Source organism: Brachyspira aalborgi (genome assembly GCF_008016455.1).
Taxonomy (GTDB): domain Bacteria; phylum Spirochaetota; class Brachyspiria; order Brachyspirales; family Brachyspiraceae; genus Brachyspira; species Brachyspira aalborgi.
Genome location: NZ_SAXU01000001.1, coordinates 1192706 through 1216423, shown reverse-complemented (window position 1 = coordinate 1216423; position 23718 = coordinate 1192706). Strand labels below are relative to the sequence as shown.

The window sequence follows — 23718 nt, the reverse complement described above, 5'->3', positions numbered from 1 at the left end:
TATTTTATATTATTTCTTCTTTATATTTTATATAATCGGGATATTCTTTAATTAATTCTTTTATTCCTATTAAATATCCGTTGCTTACAATTTTATATTCTTGTTTTTTGCTTTCTTCAAGTTTATCAAAATCTTTTAATTTTAAACTCAAATTAGCGTCTTCTATTTTATAAATTAAATGCCTCGTTCCAATTATGCTAATTAAAGCTCTACACATTGCCTGCATAATGGAACTTAAAGCTATACAAACTTCGTAACCTTCGCCGATTTTTTTTATTCCCGCATGTCCATTAACCGAAATATATTCTATAATTCCATAAACATTATAACGAACATTTACCAACGAAGCCATAAAATCAAACTATTATATCTTCTATAGTTATTTTATGATATTTATGTCTATGTCCCGTTTTTCTTCTATAGTCTTTTCTTCTTTTATGCTTTCCAATTATCACTTTATCGCCTTTCAAACTTTCTACTATTTTTGAATTAACTTTTACATTTTCAATATAAGGAGTTCCAACGATAACGCTCTCATCGTCTTTTTTTAATAAAAGAGTTTTAATTTCAGGCGACTCTTTTGCATCTTCTCCTAAATATTCTATTAATATATTTTGTCCTTTTTCGACTTTATATTGTTTTCCTTTAACTTCTACTATTGCATACATTATCGTTTATCTCCGTTTTATTATTTTTTATATTAATTGTTTACATGGTTGTTAAATATACAATATTAATATAATTTTGTCAAGTATATATAATAATTTTGTTTTTATAAATTATATAAAATTTAAGCTTTAATAGATAATATTTTAACAATAATATTTTAATTTATAAAAATAATTATTTATGAAAATGCTTATATATATTATCCGCTACTTTATAACTTATTCCTGGAATATTTCTTATATTTTCTAAAGAAGCGCTTTTTATATTTTCTATATTTATAAAATGAGTATATAATTTTTCAATACCGCTTTTACCAAGTCCCGAAATACTTTCAAGTTCGCTTTTAATCATCTCTCTACTTCTCTTCTTTCCATGACTCGTATTTACAAATCTATGCGTTTCATCTCTCACTTGTTGTAAAAATAATCTTGCAGGCTCATTATCGCTCAATAAAATTGGCTTTTCTCTGTTTGGCAAATATATCTCTTCAAATTTTTTAGCAAGCGCCATTATTGGCTGTCCTTTAATATCAAGTTCTTTCAAAGATTCTATTGCTGCATTAAGTTGTCCTCTGCCTCCGTCTATAAGAATTAAATCGGGGAATTTTAAATTTTCTTCTTTAAGTCTTTTATATCTTCTATAAACCGCCTCTTTTATTGAAGCGAAATCGTCTATTCCTTTAACGGTTTTTATATTGAATAATCTATAATTTTTATTATCAGAAATTCCATTAACGAATCTAACCATTCCCGCCATAGTATAACTTCCATGAATATGCGCGATATCGAAAGATTCTATTATATTTGGAGCTTTGCTTAATTTAAATATTTCTTTTAATCTATTAATTCCAATCGGAATTTCTTTAGCTAAAGTTTTTTCTTCAAAAAGATGTTTAGCGTTATTGTTTGCTATATTTATTAAGCCTTTCTTTGTTTTGTCAAATTTTATTTTTACAGTTTTGCCCGATATTTTTTTTAAATAATCTTTAATAACCTTTATATCGTTTACTTTTATTTCGGTTAATATTATTTTAGGAATTAAGTTGCCGTAAATATAATATTGAGTAAAAAAAGCCGAAACTATATCGGAATATTTTGCAAGTCCTTTTAATTCTTCTAATTTTTTAAGTTTATTAATAGAAGGAGCTTTTATAAAAAAATCTTTTCTGTCGGCAAGCTTTCCGTCCTTAACCGACAAAATTACTATAATATAATTTCCATTCTCTCCGTAAATTCCCAAAATATCCATGTCGTCATTTTCATTAATATATATATTTTGTTCTACATTAATCGATTTAAGAATATCTATTTTATCTCTAATTTCTTTAGCCTTTTCAAATTCCATTTTTTTTGCATAAGATTTCATTTCTCTTTTTAAGTTTGAAACAAGTTTATCAATATTTCCATCCAAAATCATTGAAGCTTGTTCTACAGTTTTATCATAATCTTTTTCATTTATTAAATTTGCGCAAGGAGCGGTGCATTTTTTTATATGATAATACAAACAAGGTCTTATAGGTTTTTTTAGCGGAAAATCATATTTGCATCTTCTCAATTTAAAATTATCTATCACAAATTTTATTATTTCATCCGCTTTTCCAAATTCAACATAAGGTCCGAAATAACTTTTATATTTATTAGCGTTATTTTTATCTATAACATTTCTCGCCTTTATAACTCTTGGAAAATGCTCGTTTGTTATAGCCACAAAAGGAAAAGATTTTTGGTCTTTAAGAAGTATATTATAATGAGGCTTATGCTTTCTTATCATTTCCGCTTCAAGTATCAAAGCTTCGACTTCATTTTCGGTTAAAATATAATCAAAATCCGCTATATGTTCCACAAGAGCGGTTGTTTTAGTGTCTTTAATCGATTTATTGAAATAAGAAAGAACTCTTTTTTTTAGAGATTTTGCTTTTCCTATATATATTATATTTTCTTTTTCGTCTTTCATAAAATATATTCCAGGATTATCGGGAATATATTTAAATTTTTCATTTATATGTTCTTTAAATTTTTCTTTCATATATTTGTTATTAATTATTAAGCATACAATTTTATTTTTTTATTTTTTATTTTTAATAGATTATACTAAACAAATTAGAATTGTCAATTTTATTAAGAATTAGGAATAAATTGATTTCTATGTCCTGCGCGTTTATAATGATAATTATATTTATTCGTATAAAAAAATAAGTTGATTAAAAATAGTTGACTTTTTAAAATAATTTATTATATTTAAGGGTGTAAGATAAATAATAAACCTAATAATAAAACAAAAATCTAAATAATTATTATGGTTTTTTATTTATAAAAAAAATTATTTCATTGTAAGAGGAGGAATAGAACAATGAAAAAATATTTTAACATTTTATTAGTTTTAGTTGCGGTTTTAGCCGTGTCGATGGCAGGATGTAAAAAGAAGCCTACGGCAGCCAATTTTTCAACTTCAGATGAAGTGAAAAACGAAATAGTAAAACCAGAAGACACTATAGCTACTTTTAATGGCAGAGTGTATAATTCGGGCGGACAGAAATTTAATGTTAGCGGTGAAACTCGCTACTATACGGCGTCTATAAAAGACGGCAAGGTAATCATTGAAACATATAATGATTCAACTTTTAATGACAAAAATAATAGCGAAAAAGACATAATATTTGATGTAAGCGGTAGCGGAACATCATACAACTTAACGCCTGAAAGCAAAAATTATAATATAGTAATCGGTGGCGATGTGGTTAGCGTAGGAGATGCAAAAGCTACTTTTAAAGACGGCGGTTATTTGACGATTGTATTTAAATGGGGCGGTTCTTCTGCTGAAATTACATTTCAAATAAGATAATAGTTAATTAAAAAAAGATTGAGTTATAACATGAGGAGAAGATTTCTTTTCCTCATGTTTTTTTATTGTTATTGTTTTTGTCAATTAAAAAAGATTAACTTTATTTAAATGTGTATTGCATAATAACGATTTATTTCTATAAAAAATAAATATAATTAAAAAAGGTTTATTTCGGTATTTGTTATTGTTTCAATTATTCTTATTTTAATAAAAGCTTTGATTTTATATAAAAATATGAATAAAGTTATTTTTAAATTTAAAAAAAGTAGAAAAAAATTAAAAAAAGTTCTTGACTTTTTAAAAATATTTATTATCTTATAGATGTAAGGTTAATAAAATCTTATAAAATAATATTTAAAGTCAAGGATGGAAACCTTGACGAGGAGTTTCATATGTTTAAATCAAAATTATTGTGGAGAATGGCTGTTATAATTTTAGTAGTTGCATTCTCTGCGGCAACGATTGTCTCTTGTGGTGGCGATACCCCAACTCAATCGACTTCTTTATCTACTTCTAGTGGTGGCGGAACTACTGGCGGTGGAACGGGTTCTGGTGACGGAACTACTGGCGGCGAAACTAATAGCGATGGAACAGGTTCAATTACTCTTCCAGAAGAAGCTGGCTCAGTATATACAGTTACTGTTCCTTTTGCAAGTTCTCAAAAAGTCGCAGTAGACTACAGAGATAGCGCAAAACTAAATCAATTATGGCTCGACCAAATTAACAGAAAAGCCGCTAATGACGGTAAAGTTTTCGCAATTAGAAATGGTAGAAATTATCATGCACCTAGTGAATTCCAAAAAAGCAAGCCAGCAACTGGTGAAAAATCAAATCTACAAGATTACTACTATTTTGATTCTAAAGGCGATATTTACTACAAACAAGATAACAGATTAATCAAACAATTTGTAGGAGCGGTTATAGTAGATTATGTAAATTGCACCGCAAAAAAATATGGAAATGAAGATAGCGTAACGCATGAATATGCTCATACGGGAAACTGGACAGTTGGAGCTATTTATAAAATGGCTATAGGCGGAAGTGAAGCTGAAAGAATATATGGTTCTGGAGGAAGCGCTAAAAACGCAGTTCATACATTTATAGAGGCTAATATAACTTTGTCTAAATTCTGGAATGGCGTTCATGGTGAAAATATATACTTTAAGAGAAATTTCCAAAAAGATTATATAGAAGTTTTGGTTATGAATCCACAGGCTAATGAAGGCTTAAGCGGTTGCGCAGGCGTTGATTCTTACTATTGGTGGTGGGAAGTAAATGAAAGAAACCTCGATAACAGATTTGGAAAAATGCAAGATGCTAGTTTATATATAGGTAAAAAACCTCAAGAACTAGTTAAAACATTTACGAGATATGTAAAATTCACAGATTCTTGGAATACGCCTTGGTGGAATTACATGTTCATACCAGGAAGTCCTAATTAATTTGGGAATATAATTTTAAGGGGTTTATCCGAAAGGGTAAGCCTCTTTTTTTTAACTTTATTTTTAAAAATTAACTTTCTTAAAAAATATCAAATTAAATAATCCTTTTTAATATTTGATTTTTTTTAATTTATATATCATAATAATAAAAAATATAAAATTATAAATACTAAAGGATTTGCAAATGACTGAAAAATTTATTCCTAATAAAAAAGTATTCGTTTTTGACACAAATGTTATACTGCATGATTTTAAATCTATATTTTCTTTTGAAGAAACAAATATAGTAATACCGATTACAGTTTTGGAAGAAGTAGATAAATTCAAAAAAGGAAGCGACACAATTAATTTTAACGCAAGAGAGTTTATAAGAGAACTCGATACGCTTTCGGAAAGTAGCGAAGATAAAGATATATTTACAAACGGAGTGATTCTTCCAAATAAAAGCAAAATATTTATAGATGTAAATAACGAAGAGAGAGAGGATTTCAAAAAAATATTTTCTGGAAATATTCCCGACCATAAAATTCTTTCTTCAGCTTATAATATTAAATGCGAAGATTTCAGAGTCGTTCTTATAACTAAAGATATTAATATGAGAATGAAGGCGAGAAGTTTAGGAATAAATACTCAAGATTATAATACGGACAAAATAGAAAAATTATCTTCATTGTTTACGGGAATTGAAAATATATCGGGCGATAACGCTAAAGTATATATAGAAGAACTTAAAAATAATAATGAAATAGGAATTAAAAGCGAACATTCTATTTATCCAAATACTTATTTATGTTATAGAGTAAACGAAGAAGACGAAGCGGTTATAGGCAAATATAAAGAAGACAGCAATACGATTATTTATGTAAATACCGATATAAGCGCTTATGGAATAAAGCCAAGAAACGAAGAGCAAGCTATGGCTTTAGATATTTTGCTTGACAATAGCGTTCCTTTGGTTACTGTTATGGGAAAAGCGGGAACGGGAAAAACGCTTTTGGCTTTGGCGGCGGCGCTTGAAAAAAGAAGAGAATACAGACAAATATTGCTTGCTCGTCCTATAGTCGCTTTGTCAAATAAAGATTTGGGATTTTTGCCTGGCGATGTTAATAGCAAATTAGAACCTTATATGCAGCCATTATTCGATAATTTATCGGTTATACAGCATATACATTCCGAAGATAGCGATGAGAGTAAAAATATTAGGAAAATGCTTGAAAATGAAAAAATAGTAATATCTCCTTTGGCTTATATAAGAGGAAGAAGTTTGAATAAAATATACTTTATAGTTGACGAAGCTCAAAATTTAACTCCGCATGAAATAAAAACTATTATAACGAGAGCTGGCGAAGGAACTAAAATAGTTTTCACGGGCGATATTCATCAAATTGACACGCCTTATTTGGACGAAAGAAATAACGGTTTAACTTATTTAATAGACAGAACTAAAGCGGAAGTTTTAAGCGGAACGGTTACTTTGGAAAAAGGCGAGCGTTCAAAACTTGCGGAACTTGCCGCGAATGTTTTATAAAAAATATGTTCAGTAGCGTAAAAAAATTTTTAACTAAAAACATAAAAGATATAAATAAAAAAACTTTTGCTGTAGCATATTCTGGCGGAATCGATTCGCAAACTGCTCTTCATATAATTTACAAATTAAAAAAAGAACTTGGCTTTAATCTTATAATTATTCATATAAATTATAATTTGAGAGGAGAAGAATCTAAAAAAGACGAATTATTTGCAAGAAATATTGCAAAAAAATATAATCTCAATATTTACATTAAAGAAATAAAAGAAGGAAGTTATAATAAAAAAAATATTCAAAATGAAGCGAGAAAAGATAGATATAATTTTTTTGAAGAGCTTTACAATAAAAATATTTTCGATTATTTGATTATCGCTCATAATAAAGACGATTTTGTCGAAACGATAATTTATAGAATGATTAAAGGAGCTGGAGCGGATATTTATAATTGCCTTAAAAAAAAGAATAATTATATTTTACGCCCGATTCTTAATTTTTATAGAGAAGAGATTGAAAATTACGCGAAAGAAAATAATTTGGAATATAGAGAGGACGCTTCAAATAAAAAAAATAAATATGCGAGAAATAAAATAAGAAATTTAATTATTCCAATGCTTGAAACTATTAATAAAAAATCAAAAGATAATATAATAAAATTTTCAAAAAAAGCTTATTTGGAGAATAAATTTTTAAGAAAGAAAATTAATAATATTTACAAAAAAAATTTGATAAATAAAAATTCTATAAATATAGAAAATATTAAAAATTTAAATAGAATTTTTCTTAATAGAATAATAATGAAATTTATTGCCGAAAGCGAAAAAAATAATATAGAGATAACCGAAAAAAGAATTTCTGAAATAGTTAAAATAATAAAATCGAAAAAAAGCAATGTTATTTTAAGATTAGATAATTTTAATTTGATTAAAGAATATAATTTATTGATTATAGAAGAAATTGAAAAAAAAGAAAATATAAACAATTATTTAAAAATTAAAAAAGATGGAATTTATAATTTTTTAAATAAAAATATTAGTTTTAAAACGATTGAAAATAAAAATATAAATTATAAAGAAAAATTATATATAAAATGCGATTATCCAATAATTGTTAGGCAAAGAAAAAATGCGGACTTTTTAATTTCGTATCCTAACGGAGAGAAAAAGTATTTAAGAAAAATATTTATAGATTCAAAAATTCCTTTAAGAGTTAGAGATAATATTCCAATAATAGAAAATTCAAATAATGAAATAAGCGCGATTTATCTTAAACCTTATGCGATTAATAGAATTTCAAAAAAAAGTGAAATTGCTGAAAAAGATAAATATATAATAGAGATTGATTTTGTTTAAATGAGAATAAGAGATTTTGATTTAATAAGGATATTGTCATTACGAGAGGCACACAGCGTGAAGCGAAACAATCGATTAATAAGCTTCTGCTTTTCTCAAAAAAAATAAAATTAATACATAAAAAACGGTTTATACAATTAAGTATAAACCGCAAATCAAGTGTTTTAGAATTTATATGAAAAATTTTGAAAAAGATTTTTAAGCTTTCGGTCCAAATCTAAATCCTAATTGCAAACCTACATTAAAGTCATGAACATTTACTCTCTCAAATAAAGCGGTAAAATATGACGCATCTCTTGCCGTTGCAGTAAGAGGAGTATCATATCCTAAATACAAACCGAAATTCATGGCTAAATTATCAGTGAAGAAAAGAGAATAATCAAAAGTTAATTTTATATAACCTTGAACGGCATCGGCAGGTTTAAATTTACTCTTTTCGTCTATTCCCAAACTGTCTATTTTTACTCTTTCTTTAGCGCTTATCGGAATTTTTACTCCTCCGCCAATTCCTATTGAAAATGCTCCAATATTAAATTTAGGCAATAATCCAATTTGAAACTGTTCTAAAGTATAAATTGCTTTTATTCCGCTCCAATTAATACTATTACCGTCTCCTCCTTCGATTTTGCTATAAGTTCCAGATATTGTGTCATGGCTATAGCCCAATTCTCCCAAAACGCTTATTCCAAAACCGTCTTTAACTTGGAACATATAACCCAACTGCGCCGCAACTCCAATATCGAAACCTACGCCAGGACTTGCGTCTTCGATTTTTCGTTGCGTAATTCCGTCAGCGCCTGGTAGCATACCCAAATCTACCGATTCAAAACCAACGCTTAAACCGAAAGGCACATTTAATATAAACTCGAACCCACTTGCCGCAAATGCCGATACGCTAAAAATCATCGTCATTGCAATTGTTAGAAGAAATTTTTTAATTTTTTTCATTTTGTTATCTCCTTTTATGAAAAATTTTTTATTTATAACAAAATCGGGTTTCTTCTCTCCCGATAAGTTATCACGGCTAATGTATCCGAAAGAAACGGACAAAATTTTAATAATTTTTTTGATTGATTTATTTTTGAAAAGTTTAAACTTATGGCACTGTACTGTACTGTACTGTACTGTTCAACATACTTACAATGTTTTTAAATCTCATATAAATTTTCCATCACTTTTTTTATTTAATTTATTTTCAAATTATACAATATCTAAAAAATTTTGTCAATAATAATTTAAATATTTTTTAACTAACTTTTAATTTATACAATAAGTTTAAAAATTAGTCAATAGTTTATTTAAATTTTTTTCAATATTGATTAATTTAACAATATTATAAAATATTTAAAAAATTGTCAACTATTTATTTTAATTAATTTAATAATATTTTACAACATTTAAAATTTTTTGTCAACAAAATAATTTAAATTATTTATTAATTATTATACAATCTTTTTAAAAATATTTAAAGCGTTTATTTTAAAAAATTATAAAAAATAATATTTATAATCTTACTTAATAGTTTAATTAAAATTATCTTATATTATTTTTCTTAACTCTTGCTTTTTCAATATTTTTATTTTGCCATTCATTTTCTATATAAGAACTCAATTCCATTTTTATAGCCGACTTTATGCTATCGTCAGAAGTCGCAAGTTTATTCATATCTGGTTTTTCTTCGGATAAAACTTTTATTATCGCTACTCCGTTTTCAAGTTTTACGACATCGCTAACAGAACCTACTTCTAAAGAAAATACTCTTCTATAAAAATTTTCTTCGGAAGATTCGGGAATCATATTTCCGTTAATCGAACTTAAATTTGCTTGATTATAATAAAAAGGCTTTGAAGTTTTATAATATTCTATATTTCCTTTATTATTAAGCGAAGCAAGATTATTATTATTTTCAAATGCCGATTTTAATATTTCCGATTGTTTTGTTTTTTCAACTTCAAGTAAAGCTTTCATATTTGATTTTAAATATTCGTTTTTTAATATATCGATTTTTACATCGGAATATTTTTCGGGAAGTCTTATATCGTTTAATAAAACAATATAATATTTTCCGTTTACATAAATAGGTTGCAATAAAGTATTTGTTTTTGTATTTGTAAATATACTGTTTGCAAAATTTTCGGATGGCATTTCCATTTTAGTCACATAACCTAATTTATAATTATTAGTTTCTATACTTTTTTCAATGGCGTTTTTGTCAAATAAAGTTATATCGTCTTTTAAGCTTTTATATAAATTATCCGCTACTCCTCCGCTTTCTAAAGCTATATAGGAAATATCGGCTTGAGCGAAATTTGTTTTATTATCGTTAAAATATTTTTCCAAATCGGATATTGGAATTTCGGAATTTTCAACTATTGAAGCGGCGTCTATATAAACCATTTCAATATCTCTTTTAGTTTCTTCTTTTATATAATTTCTTTCAACTTCTAAAGAATTAATTTTTATATCTTTAAAAAGTTCCATAGATATAGTTTGATATAAAATACTTTCTTTTAATTCTTTTTCTATTCTTTTTTGTTCCGATTTAGAAGTATTTTTTATAAAAGATTGAAAAGCTACATCGTTATATAATCCGTTGGTGTCTACAAATTCGCTTTTCATAGCGTCTACTATAAGATTATCCGATATCTTTATATTTTCAGAAGCTATTTTATCTAAAAGAATGATTGTAACCGCTCTCTTAAAAGCCATATCTTCTATAAAAGAATACATTTCGTTATTTATCGGTATTCCAATTTGCTGATAATATCTTTCTATATCTCTAAAAGCTCTTCCATAAGGACTAGTGCTTGTATAATAAATCGGAGTTCCATTAACCGAGCCTATAGTCGGAGTAGTTTGGCTTCCTCCCGTGCTTACCAAAAAATATAAAATAAGCAAAATAGAAATAACCGATATTCCTATCCACTGAAGAGTTTTTACAACGCTATTTTTCTTTTTTACCGTAATTTTTTTAGACGACATTAAATTATCCTCATAAATTTTTATTCTTTATTATTATAATTATAATATTTTGATTATATAAAAATTATTAAAAAAATCAAGCCGTTTTATTATATTGAATTTTATTTTATACCATATATAATAGTTTATTAATGAAGGTTTTAAGCTATAATTTATTTGCCCCATTATTGGGAAACATTAAAAATTGGTATTCGCATATAGACAGAATAAAAAAAATCGGATTTGAATGGGTTTATATTAATCCGATAACTTACCCAGGATTTAGCGGAAGTTTATACGCGACTAAAGATTATTATAAATATAATCCTGCATTTTTTACAAGTTCTGAAAAAGACATTGCCGAAAAAGAAATAAAAGATTTCGTTTTATATTGCAAAAATAATAATATAAAAATAATGATAGATTTAGTTATTAATCATTCTTCAAAAGATTGCAATTTAGTTGAAGAACATTTTGAATGGTATAAATTAAAAGACGGAAAATTAGAATCGCCAGGCGCTTGGGATAATGGAAAATGGATAGAATGGGGAGATTTGGCTTCTTTCAATAATCAAAAAATTATTTTAAATAAAGATAACGAAGAGATTGAAAATCCTATTTGGAATTATTGGAATGAGCTTATTAAACATAATTTGGAATTGGGATTTTCGGGTTTCAGATGCGACGCGGCTTATAAAGTCCCTAAAGAATTGTGGCAATATTTAATAAGCGAAGCAAAAAAAGAAAATAAAGAAATTATATTTTTTGCGGAAAGTTTGGGTTGCTCTTTGGACGACACAAAAGATTTGATAGAATCTGGATTCGATTATGTGGCGAGCAGCGCGAAATGGTGGGATTACGAAAGCGAATGGTTTATAGAACAATACGACGCGGCAAGAGAAAATTGCAAACAAATAGCCTTTCCAAGCAATCATGATACAAAAAGACTCATAACGGAATATAAAGGCAATATTTGGAAATTGAAACAAACTTTTTTATTTACGGCAATCGTCTGCGATATGTGGATGATAACTACGGGAGATGAGTTTGGATTTTATAAAAGATGCAATGTAGTTAATGGAAATGAAAATGACTTTGAAAAAATAAGTTTTGATTTAAGCGAATATATAAAAGATATGGCGATTTATATTAAACAAAATCCTATATTAACAAATTGCGGAAAAATAGTTTCTTTGGATGTTTTGGAAAATATTGAAAAAAAGAAAAAATTAGAAGAATTAAAAAAACTTAATGAAAACGAAAATAACGAAGATAAAAAAATCGATATTGAAGAAAAAGAAGAGATAAAAAATCCTTTCAGAAAATTTTATAAATATAGTTTGGATGAAAAAGAAAGAGTTTTTATAGTGATTAATATTACGGACAAAAAAGAAGAATTTGACGCTAAAAATTTTGACATAAAAGAAGATATTTCATTCGATAATATTGTCGATATAAAAGAAACTATAGAAATATTGCCTTACCAATTAAAAGTTTTTAAAGTTTAAAAAATATATTATAATGAGGAATTTTATGGAAGATAAAAAGCCTATTGAAAGTTTTTTTACGGATTTATCAAACGGACTTTTGTTTGCAGAAAATACAAATGAAATAGATAGAGTTGTAGATTTATTTTTAGAGAAAATATGTCAATATTATAATTTTGATTGCGGAGAAGTTTATTTTCCTAAAGGAGAATATTTAATTTTAAGAGGAGTTTACGGAATAGACAGATATTATGTTTGTAAAGTAGATTTTCCAATAACTAACGATAATATTAAAGAAATTTTATATGACGGAAAAAAATATATCGGTAAAAATATAAGCAATTCTAACGCCGAAGTTTTTTTAAATTATAACGCTTTATTAGCTTTGCCAATATCTATAAGTCAAAAAAATATCGGAATTATAGTATTTAGAAATAGGGAAGATAAAATAGATTTTTACAATAGCATATTAGACGAGATTCAAAATTTTATCGGACATTTCGCGGTTTATGCAAATAATGTATTGCAGCATGTTACTTATAAAGAAAAAGATAAACAATTAAAATTATTAAGAGAATTATATTTTAAGTTAAGCGATATCGACAAATTTGAAATTAACTTAAAAGAATTGGCTTCAGACATAGCAAATATATTCAGCGCAAGCAAATCGTTTATAAGAATTAGATATAAAAAAGATAATTTTGAAACTATATCGAGCTATGGTTTTGAAGATAATTTTGATTATTCAGTTTTTGAAAAAAAAGAATATGAAATAAAATATATCGAGCATGAAATTAATTATATAAACAATATAGAAAAAAACGAAGATAGTAATGATTTTAGAAATATTATAAATCGTTCTGTGTTATTTAATAGAATTCCTATGGGAGGCGGATGTATGGGATATGCTGTCGTTATCGATAAAATAAAAGACGCCGTTAATCCTTTGGGCGATTTTGATAAAGACGATTGCAATTTATTTAATCCTCTTCTTGCAAATATCTCAAGCAGAATATCGGAATATTATAGCATAAAGGAATTAGATAAAGCTAACGAAAAAAATAAAAAAAATATGTCTCGTTTAAGCACTTTATACGATATAAGCAATATTTTACTTGAACGCTCAAAACCTGAAGATATATTATTTATGCTTCTTACTATAGCGACTATAGGAGATGTGTTCGCTTTCAATAGAGCTTTTGCATTTTTATACGATAAAGAATTTAATGTTTTTAGAGGAAGAATGTGCGTAGCGCCAAAAGACGGAGAGAATGCGGGCGATATTTGGAATCATATGAATAGCGTTGATAAATCTATTAGAGAAACATTGCTTCATAAACAATATTATGGCAAAGATATTTTAAGCAATATGAAGAATATTGATAAATACGCTCTTAGAGAAAAATTAATGTTATCTTTAGACAGAAATAATTTGGAAGCGTCTTGGGATTTAAATCAGAAATTTTTAAATACGGTAATTCCAAATAGCGAGCAATGTCAATTATTTTTTGATTTGTTTAATAATAAAGAAAGCATAAATATAAAATCCGTAAACGATAATAATCAAGTTGAACAATTAAAAAACTATACCGATATATTCGGCTATAATCCTTTCGCTATAGTTCCAATAATGGATGCTAATAATTGCGTTGGCGTTATTTTAGTCGACAATATTTATAATAATATTCCGATACCAGACGATGATTTGGATTATTTAAAAATGTTTGGAAGGCAAGCGGCTATAGCTTTAGAATATTCTTCGCTTTATAATGAAATTGAAAAAAGCAGAAACGATTTGAAAGTCGCAGAAAAAAGTTTATTAGATATTAAAAGTTTGGCTATTATAGGAGAGATGAGTTCTTCAATGGCGCATAATTTAAGAAATTTTATAGTTCCAATTTCGGGATTTGCAAATAGACTCGTAAAAATAAGTTCCGATGAAAGAGTAAGCGAATATGCAAAAATTATAGCGGATGAAGTCGATAAATTAGAAAGCTATATAAGAAGAAATTTAACATTTGCAAAAAGTATTAATTTAGTTCCCGAAAGTATTAAAGTTGACGATATAGTAAAATATATTACCGTTCTTGCTAAAGAATATATAAAGAAAAGCGAAAAGAAAATTAAATTTTATGCCGTTAAAACTACAAAAGAAGAATTTGTTCGTTGGGATTATAGCAGAATGAACGATGTTATAATTAATTTAATAATAAACGCTATAGACGCTATAGAAAATGAAAATGACGCTATAATAAGCGTTACATTTGCCGACAACTCGTATAAAGAATCTATGATTGATATAATAGTTGAAAATACAAACTCTTATATAGAACCTGAAACGATTAATAAATTATTCACTCCGTTTTTTACTACAAAAAGTCATGGAGTAGGAATCGGTTTGGCTGTGTCAAAAAGAATTGTTGAAGCGCATGGCGGAAGCATGATAGCTAAAAGCGTAAAAAATAATTTTGAAGCTACGGCGTTTTTTATTACTATGCCCGTTGAATTAAGCAATTAAATAATTAAAACTTATTTTCAAATTTTCCGATAAATTAATAATAGAGGTTAATAAATGGCAAAGATAAGCGAGGCAGCTAAAGCGGAATGCAATAGAATGCAAAACAAATATAAAGAATTGCTTCAAGCCGTAGAAGTTAATATTGATAAAATGGAAAAAGAATTAAATTCTATTGAAGACGAATTTGAAATTGCTAAAAATAAAATAGATTTGGCGGTTTTGCATATAAAAGCTTCGTCTTTCATTGCCACGATATGCAATATTTCTATAGAATATTTGGATATTAGAATAGAAAATCAATTAAACGATGGAAGAAGATATATTAATAAAGCTATAGTTTTACTTGAAGAAGCTTTAGGCAATTATTCTGACGATTCTTTATCTTTAAATGAAGAAGTTCATGAATTCTTAAAAGATAAATTTTCAGACGAATGGAGATATAAATTTATTTGTTCTTTCGGTTATATTATAGATTATTTCAAATTCTGCTACGGCGAAAATTCAAAATGGCTACAAAACTTCGTTGAGATTGAAGGAAGATTTGCTTTAATAACAAAAAATATAATAGATTTCAAAAATTATATTAGAGAATTAAGTCCCGAAATAGACGGATATATGTATAGAGTAAAATTAATGAATTTAGCAAAATCTTTAATTTGGATTTCGGCTGAACAATACAGAGCAAAATACGAATTGCAAGACAGACTTCCCGATGACATGAAAATGGCTTTGAATATGTCGGGAGCTTTAAGAAGAATATATATATATTTAAATGAAACTGAAGAAGCGGAAGAACAGAAAAAGATTTACGACCTTTGGAAAAAGAAATTAGACGCCGATTTGAAAGATATGAAAAAATAAATTCTAATAAATTCTCTTTGACAAATATTTTTTCATTAAGTATAATACTATAATGAAAAATAAATTAATATTTCTTTTATGCATATCCGTAATTGCAATTCTTTTGAAATTATTGAGCCTTTCAAAATTTTTAGTAGAAAATTTTTATTCAAAATTTATATACAAAAAATTGGCGGGAGGCTTAAATAAATTATCAGGTAAATTAAGTTTTTCTTTGGGCGAGATTTTAATTATCATATTTGCAATAATTATAATTTTATTTATTATTTTTACTATAAAAAATTTAATAACCGAAAAAGAAAGATTAAAAATATTATTTAATTTTTTATATGCTATAATATGCGCCGCTATAATCGTTTATATAATATTTATGTCGATTTGGGGATTAAATTATTATAGAATGCCTATTATAGATAATTATTCTAAATATATGGAAAAGCAAATTGATAATGAAGATATTTATTCTCTTGCCGAGTATTTGATAAAAGATATTAATAATTTAAAAAGTCAAATAAAATATTCTGAAATAAATACGAATTATCAGGCTTTAAATAGAATAGTTGAAGTCGATTATAAAAATATTTTTGAAGAGTTTAATTTTTTGAATATGAATTATAGCAGAACAAAACCTATAAAGTCTTCAAAACTTTTTTTATATTTGCAAATCTCGGGAATTTATAATCCTTTCACTTTTGAATCGAATGTTAATATTTTAATTCCTTATGTTTCTTTTCCTTTTACCATAGCTCATGAAATTTCGCATCAAATAGGAATATCTTACGAAGACGAAGCGAATTTTTTAGCTTATTTAGTTTGTTCAAAAAGCGAAGATTTATTTATAAGATACTCGGGCGATTTTGAAATTTTATTATATATATTGGGCGAATTAAATAGAGATGAAGATTACGGTTATTTAATTTCTAATTTAAACGAAGAAACTAAAAAAGAAATTAAAGAATATAATGAATTTTGGAAGCAATATTCGGGCGATTTGTCTAAAATAAGCGAAAAAGTAAACGATACTTACTTAAAAGCGAACAGTCAAAAAGAAGGCGTTAAAAGTTATTCGAGAGTCGTTAGGCTTTTGGTTTATTATTATAGAAGCAAGAATATAATTTAAATTTCTATCGTAAGTCCGTCATAAGCGGGAAACATATTTTTAGGAAGCTCTCTTTCTAAATTCTTATGAAGAACATCATGAGTCATATGCGTGAAGTAAGATTTTTTAGCTCCTATTCTGTCGGCTATATTTACCGATTCCTGCAATGATAAATGAGTATGATGCGCTCTATATCTCAAACCGTTTAAAACTAAAATCTCCGTTCCTTCAATTAATTTAATACTCTCTTCGCTTATAGAACTTGCATCGGTTATATAAGTGAAATTATTAAATCTATATCCTAATATATTTAAAACTCCATGTTTTATCGGAATTGGAATAATATTTAAATTATCAAATTGAATCGGTTTTTCTATATGATAAAATACAACTTGAGGAAGTCCGCCTCCAAGTTGAATAGGATTAAAAAAATAATCATATTTATCTCTTAAAATATCCATAGTCTCTTTATTTCCGTAGCAGTCTATAGATTTATTCATGGCAAAATTTAAAGAGCGTAAATCGACTATTCCCGAAGTATGGTCGGCATGTTGATGAGTAAAAAATACCGCTTCAAGTTTATTAACTTTTTCTTTGAGCATTTGCGCTCTAAAATCTAAAGAAGTATCTACTACATAATTTTTATTATTATTTTGTATAAGAATCGAAGCTCTTAATCTTTTATCTCTTTTATCTTTGCTTGAACATACTTGACATTTGCATCCAATCATTGGGACGCCGTCAGAAGTTCCCGTTCCTAAAAAAGTTATTTTCATTATTTTCCTTAACTTCTAAAATTTAAAAAATTATTTATTAAATTATACTAATTTTATTTTTAATAGCAATATAAAAATAAACTATAGATTATAAAGAAAGTTTTAAATAAAGTTTGCGATATAAATTATAATAATATTTATTAATTAAAATATTGACATTATAAAAAATTTAAAATAAATAATAAAAAGTTAATTATTAATACAAATTAATATCGTATAAGCCTATTATAAACAAAGAAAGATACAAAACCGTTAAATAGGTTCGTATCTTTCTTAGTTTTAGTCGGTATATTCGGATATAAGGTTAGAAAATATATATTTAATCCTCTTCTTCAGGATATAAAGTAAAACTTAAGCTAACAAAAACTTTACTGCGCGTGGCTTTATTGTCGATGCCTTCATTTTCATAAGGAACTTCCATTTCGCAACCAATGACATTTACGCCGCCGTTACTTGCTTCCACAGTAGCTATGCCGTTTTTATCAGTTTTTATAGCCTCTGTATGATGATTTATAACATCTGGTATAATGTTAACATTTGCCATTGGTTTACCGTTATGCAATAGTTGAACGGTAAATTTTTCTCCTACTTTAAGCTTTGTTGGGTCTACGGAAGGAACTAATTGATATAGCATATTATCGAGCGGTTTTACTTTATCTACATTTCCAAGATAATTGACGCTGTATTTAATAGCGTGAGTTCCCACTGTAGAACCTTTAACTTTATCCATTGGATAAGGGACCCACTCTCCTTCAGGAGTATTGCTCCAATATCCATAGTCAAGTTCTACATATACAACGGAAACATCGCTTTTAGGCTCAATATATATGTAATCTTTGCCTTTAAGCGATTTTATATACGTCTGCGTATAGCTTGAATTGTAAGCTATCATTTTAAGCAACCCTTTTGGATTATAGGAATTATCTTTCCAACCTTCCCCGACTACTAACTGGGTTCTATCCGACCTTTTAGCAAACCATGCCCCATGAGCAAATACAGTCATAGGCATAATAGCCATACAAGCAGCAACCGCTGCAGAAACGACAGAAATTTTGAATCTCTTCATAATTCTTACCTCTTTTATTTGATATTATTTTAAGTTAGTTATATCTAACTTTTAGTTAGTATTATATAATATTTTAATTATATGTCAAGATTAATTTTCAAATTTTTTACAGGTTTTATATATAAAATATTGACATTATAAAAAATTTAAAATAAAATTATTGCCTATAAAATTAAAATAATTTATTAAAAATTTAAAAATAGGATAGCAAAATGAAAAATTTAATTATTTTATTTACGACTTTATTTTTATTGGTTTTTGTTTCATGCGATAATCAAAAATCTAAAAATTCTTTTAAGGAAGGAGAGATATCGATTAATTTGGGAGGCGAGCCGAGAACATTAGACCCAACTTTAAACTCTTTAAGTTTCGGTTCTATTTATATGATTCATTTTTTTGAAGGTTTAACCAAAAGAGATATTAAAGATAATGTAGTTCCTGGTATGGCAGAAAGTTGGGATATATCTAAAGACGGATTAAAATATACTTTTCATTTAAGAACAAACGCTAAATGGAGCGATGGAAAATCCGTTATCGCTTCCGATTTTGAATACGCGTTAAAAAGAGCGGCTAATCCTAAAACGGCTGCAACTTATTCGCATATGCTTAATGTTATAAAAAATGCAAGATTAATAATAAGCGGAAAGGCTGAAGTTGATGATTTGCAAGTTAAGGCTTTGGACGATTATACTTTGGAAATAATTTTAGAAAATCCTACGCCTTATTTTTTGGAATATATATCGGTTAGCAGTCCTTATTTTCCCGTTAGAAAAGATATTATAGAAACTTACGGAGATAATTGGAGCAGAAATCCAGAAACATATATTGTAAACGGACCTTATATTATGACGGAAAGAAAGCAAGACGAAAAAATAGTTATGGAAGTTAATTCAAATTATTACGACAAAGATTATATTGTAGCTGAGAAAATAAATATTCTTATAATGGACGATTCAAATACCGCTTTAGCTGCTATGAAAAATGGCGATTTGCAATTTTCGGTTATAGAAGCGCCTATGGGCGAAATACCTTCTTTAATGAAAGAAAATTATATTTTGCAAGAGCCAGCTTACGGAATATATTTTTTAGAAATAAACTCTCAAAAAGGAGTTTTGACTAATAAAAATATAAGAAAAGCATTATCTTTAGCTTTCGACAGAAATTATATAATATCAAATGTAACTAAAATGAATCAAATTCCCGCGGGAGCCTTTGTCTCTCCAAATTTGAAAGATTATGACGGAAAAGATTTTAGAGCAAACGGCGGAAATTATATCGATATTGACAATTATCAAAACAATGTGGATAAAGCTAAAAAATTAATGGCAGACGCGGGCTATCCTAACGGAGAAAATTTTCCCGTTTTGGAGATTAGAACTACGCCTGGATATTTTACTCTTATATGCGAAGCTATTCAAGATATGTATAGAAGCAATTTGGGAATAGACATATTAATAAAGTCGGAAGAATATAACGCGACTTATCAGGCTATGATTCAAAAAGATTATGATTTGGCAAGAACGGGATGGACCGCGGATTTTAGCGAACCTATGGCTATGCTTAATTTCTTTTCAAAAACGAGTGCGGTAAATCATACGGGATTTGAAAGCGAAGAGTTTAATAATTTGCTTGAGTTTGCATCAAAAACTCAAAATCAAAAAGAAAGGATGGAAGCCTTGCATAAAGCGGAAAATATATTATTCGATTATATGCCTGTAATTCCAATAATTTACAGAATGGACCCTTTTATGATAAGTCCAAAATTGAAAGGAGCTATATTTAATCCTTTGGGAAGATATAAATTTAATTACGCTTATATTGAAAAATGATAAATTAAAGAGATAGGATAAATATTTTATTCTATCTCTTATTAAACTACTTTATAATAATTTTAAGTTTAGTAAATTACTTTCCTGATAAAACGGCAAAAAATATTAAAGGCGATTGACTGCTATTAGATAAAGCATGGCTATGTCCAGAACGGCATATAGTCATATCGCCAGCTTTAACCTCGTATTGACTTCCGTCTTCATCGGTATAAGTTCCAACTCCAGATACTATTAAATAGCTATCTTCGTTTCCTTCATGCTTATGAAGTCCAACAGAATCGCCAGGCATTAATGTCATATATCCCATTTCTTTTGTAGTAAAATCTTTTGGAGCGTTATCTCTAACGAAAGCGTATTTTACGACTAAATCGCCATTTCCGCCAGCGACTTGATTTCTGTTAGTGATTACCAAATCGTCTAAACTATAAACTGCAGGTATAAAAGACGGATGAATTTCACTTACTTCTTCGCTTGCATTATTAACGCATCCAATCAAAAATAACGATAAAAAAGAAATTAGAATAAATGATTTTAAAATTTTAGTAAACATTTTAATTCTCCTTAAAAATTAATATTATAAACATAATAACATTTTGAAAAAATATATCAACGGTTTATTTGTAAATTCTATAGCCAAATGGAAGCATAAGCTAAAGCCATATTGTTATTAGATTTTAGAATTTCAAAACTTTAGCCATTTTTATTTATACAAAAACCTTTTTATCTTTTTTGTAGGATTTTTTATAAACTCTTCCGACTGAATATTAAAACTCGAAATTCTTGCATATTCGGGCAATAATTTATTTATTTCAATTCTGTTATTTTCAAGTTTTGCTTTAATTTCTTCTTCATCTAAATTTTCTTCTTTAATTCTTTCTCCGTCCAAATATAATAAAGCATGGAGTTTATTTTCTCTGCTTAAAATTAAAGATTCCAATATATAAGGCATTGCGTTTAATTTGCTTTCAATTTCTTCGGGATAAATATTCTGTCCGCTTGAGCCTAATATCATATTTTTGCTTCTTCCTCTAATAAATATTCTGTTATTCTCTCCTAAAACTCCCAAATCTCCCGTTTTAAGCCATCCGTCTTTTGATAAAGCTTCCGCCGTAGCTTTAGGATTTTTATAATATCCAAGCATAACATTTTCGCCTTTAACCATTATCTCTCCAACTTCTCCTTCGTTTTCGGCGTCTATTTTTACTTTTAGAGTGTCTATTATGCAACCGCAACTTCGAGCGACATGTTTATTCCAAGGAGCGTAACTTATTAAAGGCGCGCATTCTGTCATTCCGTATCCAACCGTGAATTTAAATCCTATATCTATAAGAAATTTTTCAACCTCTTCGTTTAATGCGCTTCCGCCTATTATAAGTTCATGGAATTTTCCGCCGAAAGATTTTGTTAATTTTTCTCTTATGCTTTTTTTGAGTATTGAAGATATTAAAGGCAATTTCAATAAATTTTTTATTAAAGGTTTGCTTATAACGGGAAGCAATTTTTTTAAATAAATTTTTTCTATTATCAAAGGCACCATAAGTATTAAATCGGGTTTAATTTCGTCAAAAGCCTTTAATAAAATATTCGGACTTGGAATAGCGTTTAACATATATATGCAAGCGCCTTTTGAAAACGGAAATAAAAAATCAAATAAGCATCCGAAAACATGAGCTAAAGGCAAAAAAGAAAGTATATTGTCGTTAGGTTTTATCGGCATATTTGCTATTGCGAATTTTATATTTGCAGCCAAAGCGTTATGATTGAGCATAACTCCTTTGCTGAATCCCGTAGTTCCAGAAGTATAAATTATCGTAGCCAAAGTTTCGTTGTCGAATATATTTAAAGCGAAATTTTCTTTGCTAAAATTTTCAAGTTCTACTATATTAAATAAATTATCTCCGTAATTAATTTCTTTATAAATATTATTATTGACGCTTATTATAGTCCAATCTTCCAATGAAAAAACCATATCCAAAGAGTCGATTGTTTCGCTGTCGATTTTGTCGGCTATATTTTTATCAATAAATAAATATTTTGTTCCCGAATCTTTTATAATTGAAGCGATATCGTTCGGCGAAAAATCAACCAATATTGGAATTACAACGGCTCCATAGCTTATTATAGACAAATAAGTTAAAGCCCAATTAATAGAATTCCCGCCGCAAAGAGCGATTTTATCTCCTTTATAAATTGAACTTCTTTTAAATATATTATGCATAATTAAAATATTTTTTGCCACATCGGAATATTTTATTATTCTATCTTTTCCGTAATCGGCAAAAGCGTTAATATCCCAATTTTCTTTAATCGTATCTTCTATATATTGAGTCAATTTTTCTTTAATCATTTTATCTCCTAAAATTTAAATTTTTAAAAAATATTCGCGACATACTTAAACATAAAAATTGCATGACAAATATTTGAAATTATAAGCAAAGAATAAAACATAGGCAAAAATAAAGTATATCTTTTATTCGTTTCATACATAGCGAGTCTATAAAATACCATCGATATATTCAAAAGCAAAAATCCCGTCAAATAAAGTATCGCTCCGTAATCTCCGACAGCCGAAGAAATTTTTGATATTGCAATAAGCCAAACCCAATTAAGCAGAAAATAATAGATTGTTTCAGTCCAATCGCGCCATCTATAACCGAAAACGCTTCTTAAAGTTATTCCTAATATGCAAAGCCCTGTGATTATTCCAAAAAAACTCCATCCCCAACCAACTTCAAGCGAAATTAAACAAGGTGGAATATAAACTCCCCAAATCATCATTATAAAAAATGCATGCGACAAAATAAAAAAAACTTTTTTAGCTTTATAATGAAACGGAAAAAAATGATATATAGAATTAATTATATAAAAAATTATTAAGAAACTTGAATATAAAGAAAAAGAAGTTATCTCCCTTGCAGTTTTTGAATTTATCAAAAGCATAACCATAGCCGCTATTGCCGAACTTGCGCAAATTATACAAATAAAGGCGCATATTTTAGAAACTAAATTTTTATTATTAGTTAATTTATTATTTTTAATATTCATAAAATATATTATACTTTTATTTATTTTTAAGTAAATAGTAAACTTATTAGATAAATGTTATTAATAATATTTATAAATTAAAATCGTAATTTAAACTTGACTTTTTATCTAATAAAAAATAATTTGATTTTTCATTTTTTAATATAAACTAAATTAGAAGGTTTTGCAAAAAGCTATTAGATAATATAGTTAACTCCGATTATAATATTATTATAAGACCTCATCCTCAATCTTTAAGAAAGGGTTA

Annotated in this window: 19 protein-coding genes; 9 read left to right on the top strand and 10 right to left on the bottom strand. The window is 27.4% G+C overall.

The window, feature by feature from the left end; genetic code table 11:
- Nucleotides 1–4 precede the first annotated feature (4 nt).
- From EPJ79_RS05480 to uvrC, 3 genes are all read right to left on the bottom strand, one after another.
- Complete coding sequence (locus tag EPJ79_RS05480) at nucleotides 5–352, bottom strand: ribosomal-processing cysteine protease Prp (RefSeq protein ID WP_147738732.1); 348 nt, start codon at nucleotides 350–352, stop codon at nucleotides 5–7.
- Between the two features lie 4 nt (nucleotides 353–356).
- A complete protein-coding gene (gene rplU / locus EPJ79_RS05475; RefSeq protein WP_021959590.1) occupies nucleotides 357–668 on the bottom strand; it encodes a 50S ribosomal protein L21 in 312 nt (103 codons plus the stop codon).
- Nucleotides 669–843: 175 nt separating this feature from the next.
- Nucleotides 844–2694, bottom strand: coding sequence for an excinuclease ABC subunit UvrC (gene uvrC / locus EPJ79_RS05470; protein ID WP_147738731.1), 1851 nt, complete (start codon nucleotides 2692–2694; stop codon nucleotides 844–846).
- Between the two features lie 324 nt (nucleotides 2695–3018).
- On the opposite strand from uvrC, the gene EPJ79_RS05465 reads away from it, so the two are divergent.
- From EPJ79_RS05465 to tilS, 4 genes are all read left to right on the top strand, one after another.
- Nucleotides 3019–3510 (top strand): hypothetical protein, encoded by a 492-nt coding sequence (locus tag EPJ79_RS05465; protein ID WP_147738730.1) that lies wholly within the window; start codon nucleotides 3019–3021, stop codon nucleotides 3508–3510.
- Between the two features lie 392 nt (nucleotides 3511–3902).
- Nucleotides 3903–4952 carry a hypothetical protein gene (locus tag EPJ79_RS05460; protein WP_147738729.1) on the top strand — a complete coding sequence of 350 codons (1050 nt, stop codon included), beginning with the start codon at nucleotides 3903–3905 and terminating at the stop codon, nucleotides 4950–4952.
- Between the two features lie 184 nt (nucleotides 4953–5136).
- Nucleotides 5137–6480, top strand: coding sequence for a PhoH family protein (locus EPJ79_RS05455; RefSeq protein ID WP_147738728.1), 1344 nt, complete (start codon nucleotides 5137–5139; stop codon nucleotides 6478–6480).
- Between the two features lie 5 nt (nucleotides 6481–6485).
- Nucleotides 6486–7829, top strand: a complete 1344-nt coding sequence (gene tilS / locus EPJ79_RS05450; protein WP_147738727.1) for a tRNA lysidine(34) synthetase TilS — start codon at nucleotides 6486–6488, stop codon at nucleotides 7827–7829.
- 198 nt (nucleotides 7830–8027) lie between these two features.
- Here the strand turns inward: tilS and EPJ79_RS05445 are convergent, their stop codons facing one another.
- Together EPJ79_RS05445 and EPJ79_RS05440 are read right to left on the bottom strand one after the other, a co-directional pair.
- Nucleotides 8028–8777: an outer membrane beta-barrel protein gene (locus EPJ79_RS05445; protein WP_147738726.1), complete on the bottom strand. Its 750-nt coding sequence runs from the start codon at nucleotides 8775–8777 to the stop codon at nucleotides 8028–8030.
- 585 nt (nucleotides 8778–9362) lie between these two features.
- Nucleotides 9363–10811, bottom strand: coding sequence for a peptidylprolyl isomerase (locus EPJ79_RS05440; protein WP_147738725.1), 1449 nt, complete (start codon nucleotides 10809–10811; stop codon nucleotides 9363–9365).
- A gap of 131 nt (nucleotides 10812–10942) precedes the next feature.
- Between EPJ79_RS05440 and EPJ79_RS05435 the strand changes: the two genes are divergently transcribed.
- From EPJ79_RS05435 to EPJ79_RS05420, 4 genes are read left to right on the top strand one after another with little or no spacing between them, the layout of a single operon-like run.
- Nucleotides 10943–12298: an alpha-amylase family glycosyl hydrolase gene (locus EPJ79_RS05435; RefSeq protein ID WP_147738724.1), complete on the top strand. Its 1356-nt coding sequence runs from the start codon at nucleotides 10943–10945 to the stop codon at nucleotides 12296–12298.
- A 25-nt stretch (nucleotides 12299–12323) separates the two neighbouring features.
- The gene (locus EPJ79_RS05430; RefSeq protein WP_147738723.1) at nucleotides 12324–14795 is read left to right on the top strand and encodes a GAF domain-containing sensor histidine kinase; all 2472 of its coding nucleotides are present in this window, start codon (nucleotides 12324–12326) and stop codon (nucleotides 14793–14795) included.
- 54 nt (nucleotides 14796–14849) lie between these two features.
- Entirely contained in the window at nucleotides 14850–15656 is an 807-nt protein-coding gene (locus tag EPJ79_RS05425; RefSeq protein ID WP_147530745.1) for a hypothetical protein, read from the top strand.
- Nucleotides 15657–15708: 52 nt separating this feature from the next.
- On the top strand, nucleotides 15709–16776 hold the full coding sequence (locus EPJ79_RS05420; RefSeq protein WP_147738722.1) for a DUF3810 domain-containing protein: 1068 nt from the start codon (nucleotides 15709–15711) through the stop codon (nucleotides 16774–16776).
- Here the strand turns inward: EPJ79_RS05420 and EPJ79_RS05415 are convergent.
- Nucleotides 16773–17531: an MBL fold metallo-hydrolase gene (locus EPJ79_RS05415; protein ID WP_147527384.1), complete on the bottom strand. Its 759-nt coding sequence runs from the start codon at nucleotides 17529–17531 to the stop codon at nucleotides 16773–16775. The genes EPJ79_RS05420 and EPJ79_RS05415 overlap by 4 nt on opposite strands.
- Nucleotides 17532–17850: 319 nt before the next feature.
- Nucleotides 17851–18597, bottom strand: coding sequence for a DUF4198 domain-containing protein (locus tag EPJ79_RS05410; RefSeq protein WP_147738721.1), 747 nt, complete (start codon nucleotides 18595–18597; stop codon nucleotides 17851–17853).
- Nucleotides 18598–18809: 212 nt separating this feature from the next.
- On the opposite strand from EPJ79_RS05410, the gene EPJ79_RS05405 reads away from it, so the two are divergent.
- Nucleotides 18810–20426, top strand: a complete 1617-nt coding sequence (locus EPJ79_RS05405; RefSeq protein WP_147738720.1) for a peptide ABC transporter substrate-binding protein — start codon at nucleotides 18810–18812, stop codon at nucleotides 20424–20426.
- A 76-nt stretch (nucleotides 20427–20502) separates the two neighbouring features.
- On the opposite strand, the gene EPJ79_RS05400 is transcribed toward EPJ79_RS05405, so the two are convergent.
- The 3 genes from EPJ79_RS05400 to EPJ79_RS05390 form a co-directional block, all read right to left on the bottom strand.
- Complete coding sequence (locus EPJ79_RS05400) at nucleotides 20503–20976, bottom strand: cupin domain-containing protein (RefSeq protein WP_147738719.1); 474 nt, start codon at nucleotides 20974–20976, stop codon at nucleotides 20503–20505.
- Nucleotides 20977–21126: 150 nt separating this feature from the next.
- Nucleotides 21127–22773, bottom strand: a complete 1647-nt coding sequence (locus EPJ79_RS05395) for an AMP-binding protein (RefSeq protein WP_147738718.1) — start codon at nucleotides 22771–22773, stop codon at nucleotides 21127–21129.
- A 23-nt stretch (nucleotides 22774–22796) separates the two neighbouring features.
- Entirely contained in the window at nucleotides 22797–23471 is a 675-nt protein-coding gene (locus EPJ79_RS05390) for a hemolysin III family protein (RefSeq protein ID WP_147738717.1), read from the bottom strand.
- Nucleotides 23472–23718 lie beyond the last annotated feature (247 nt).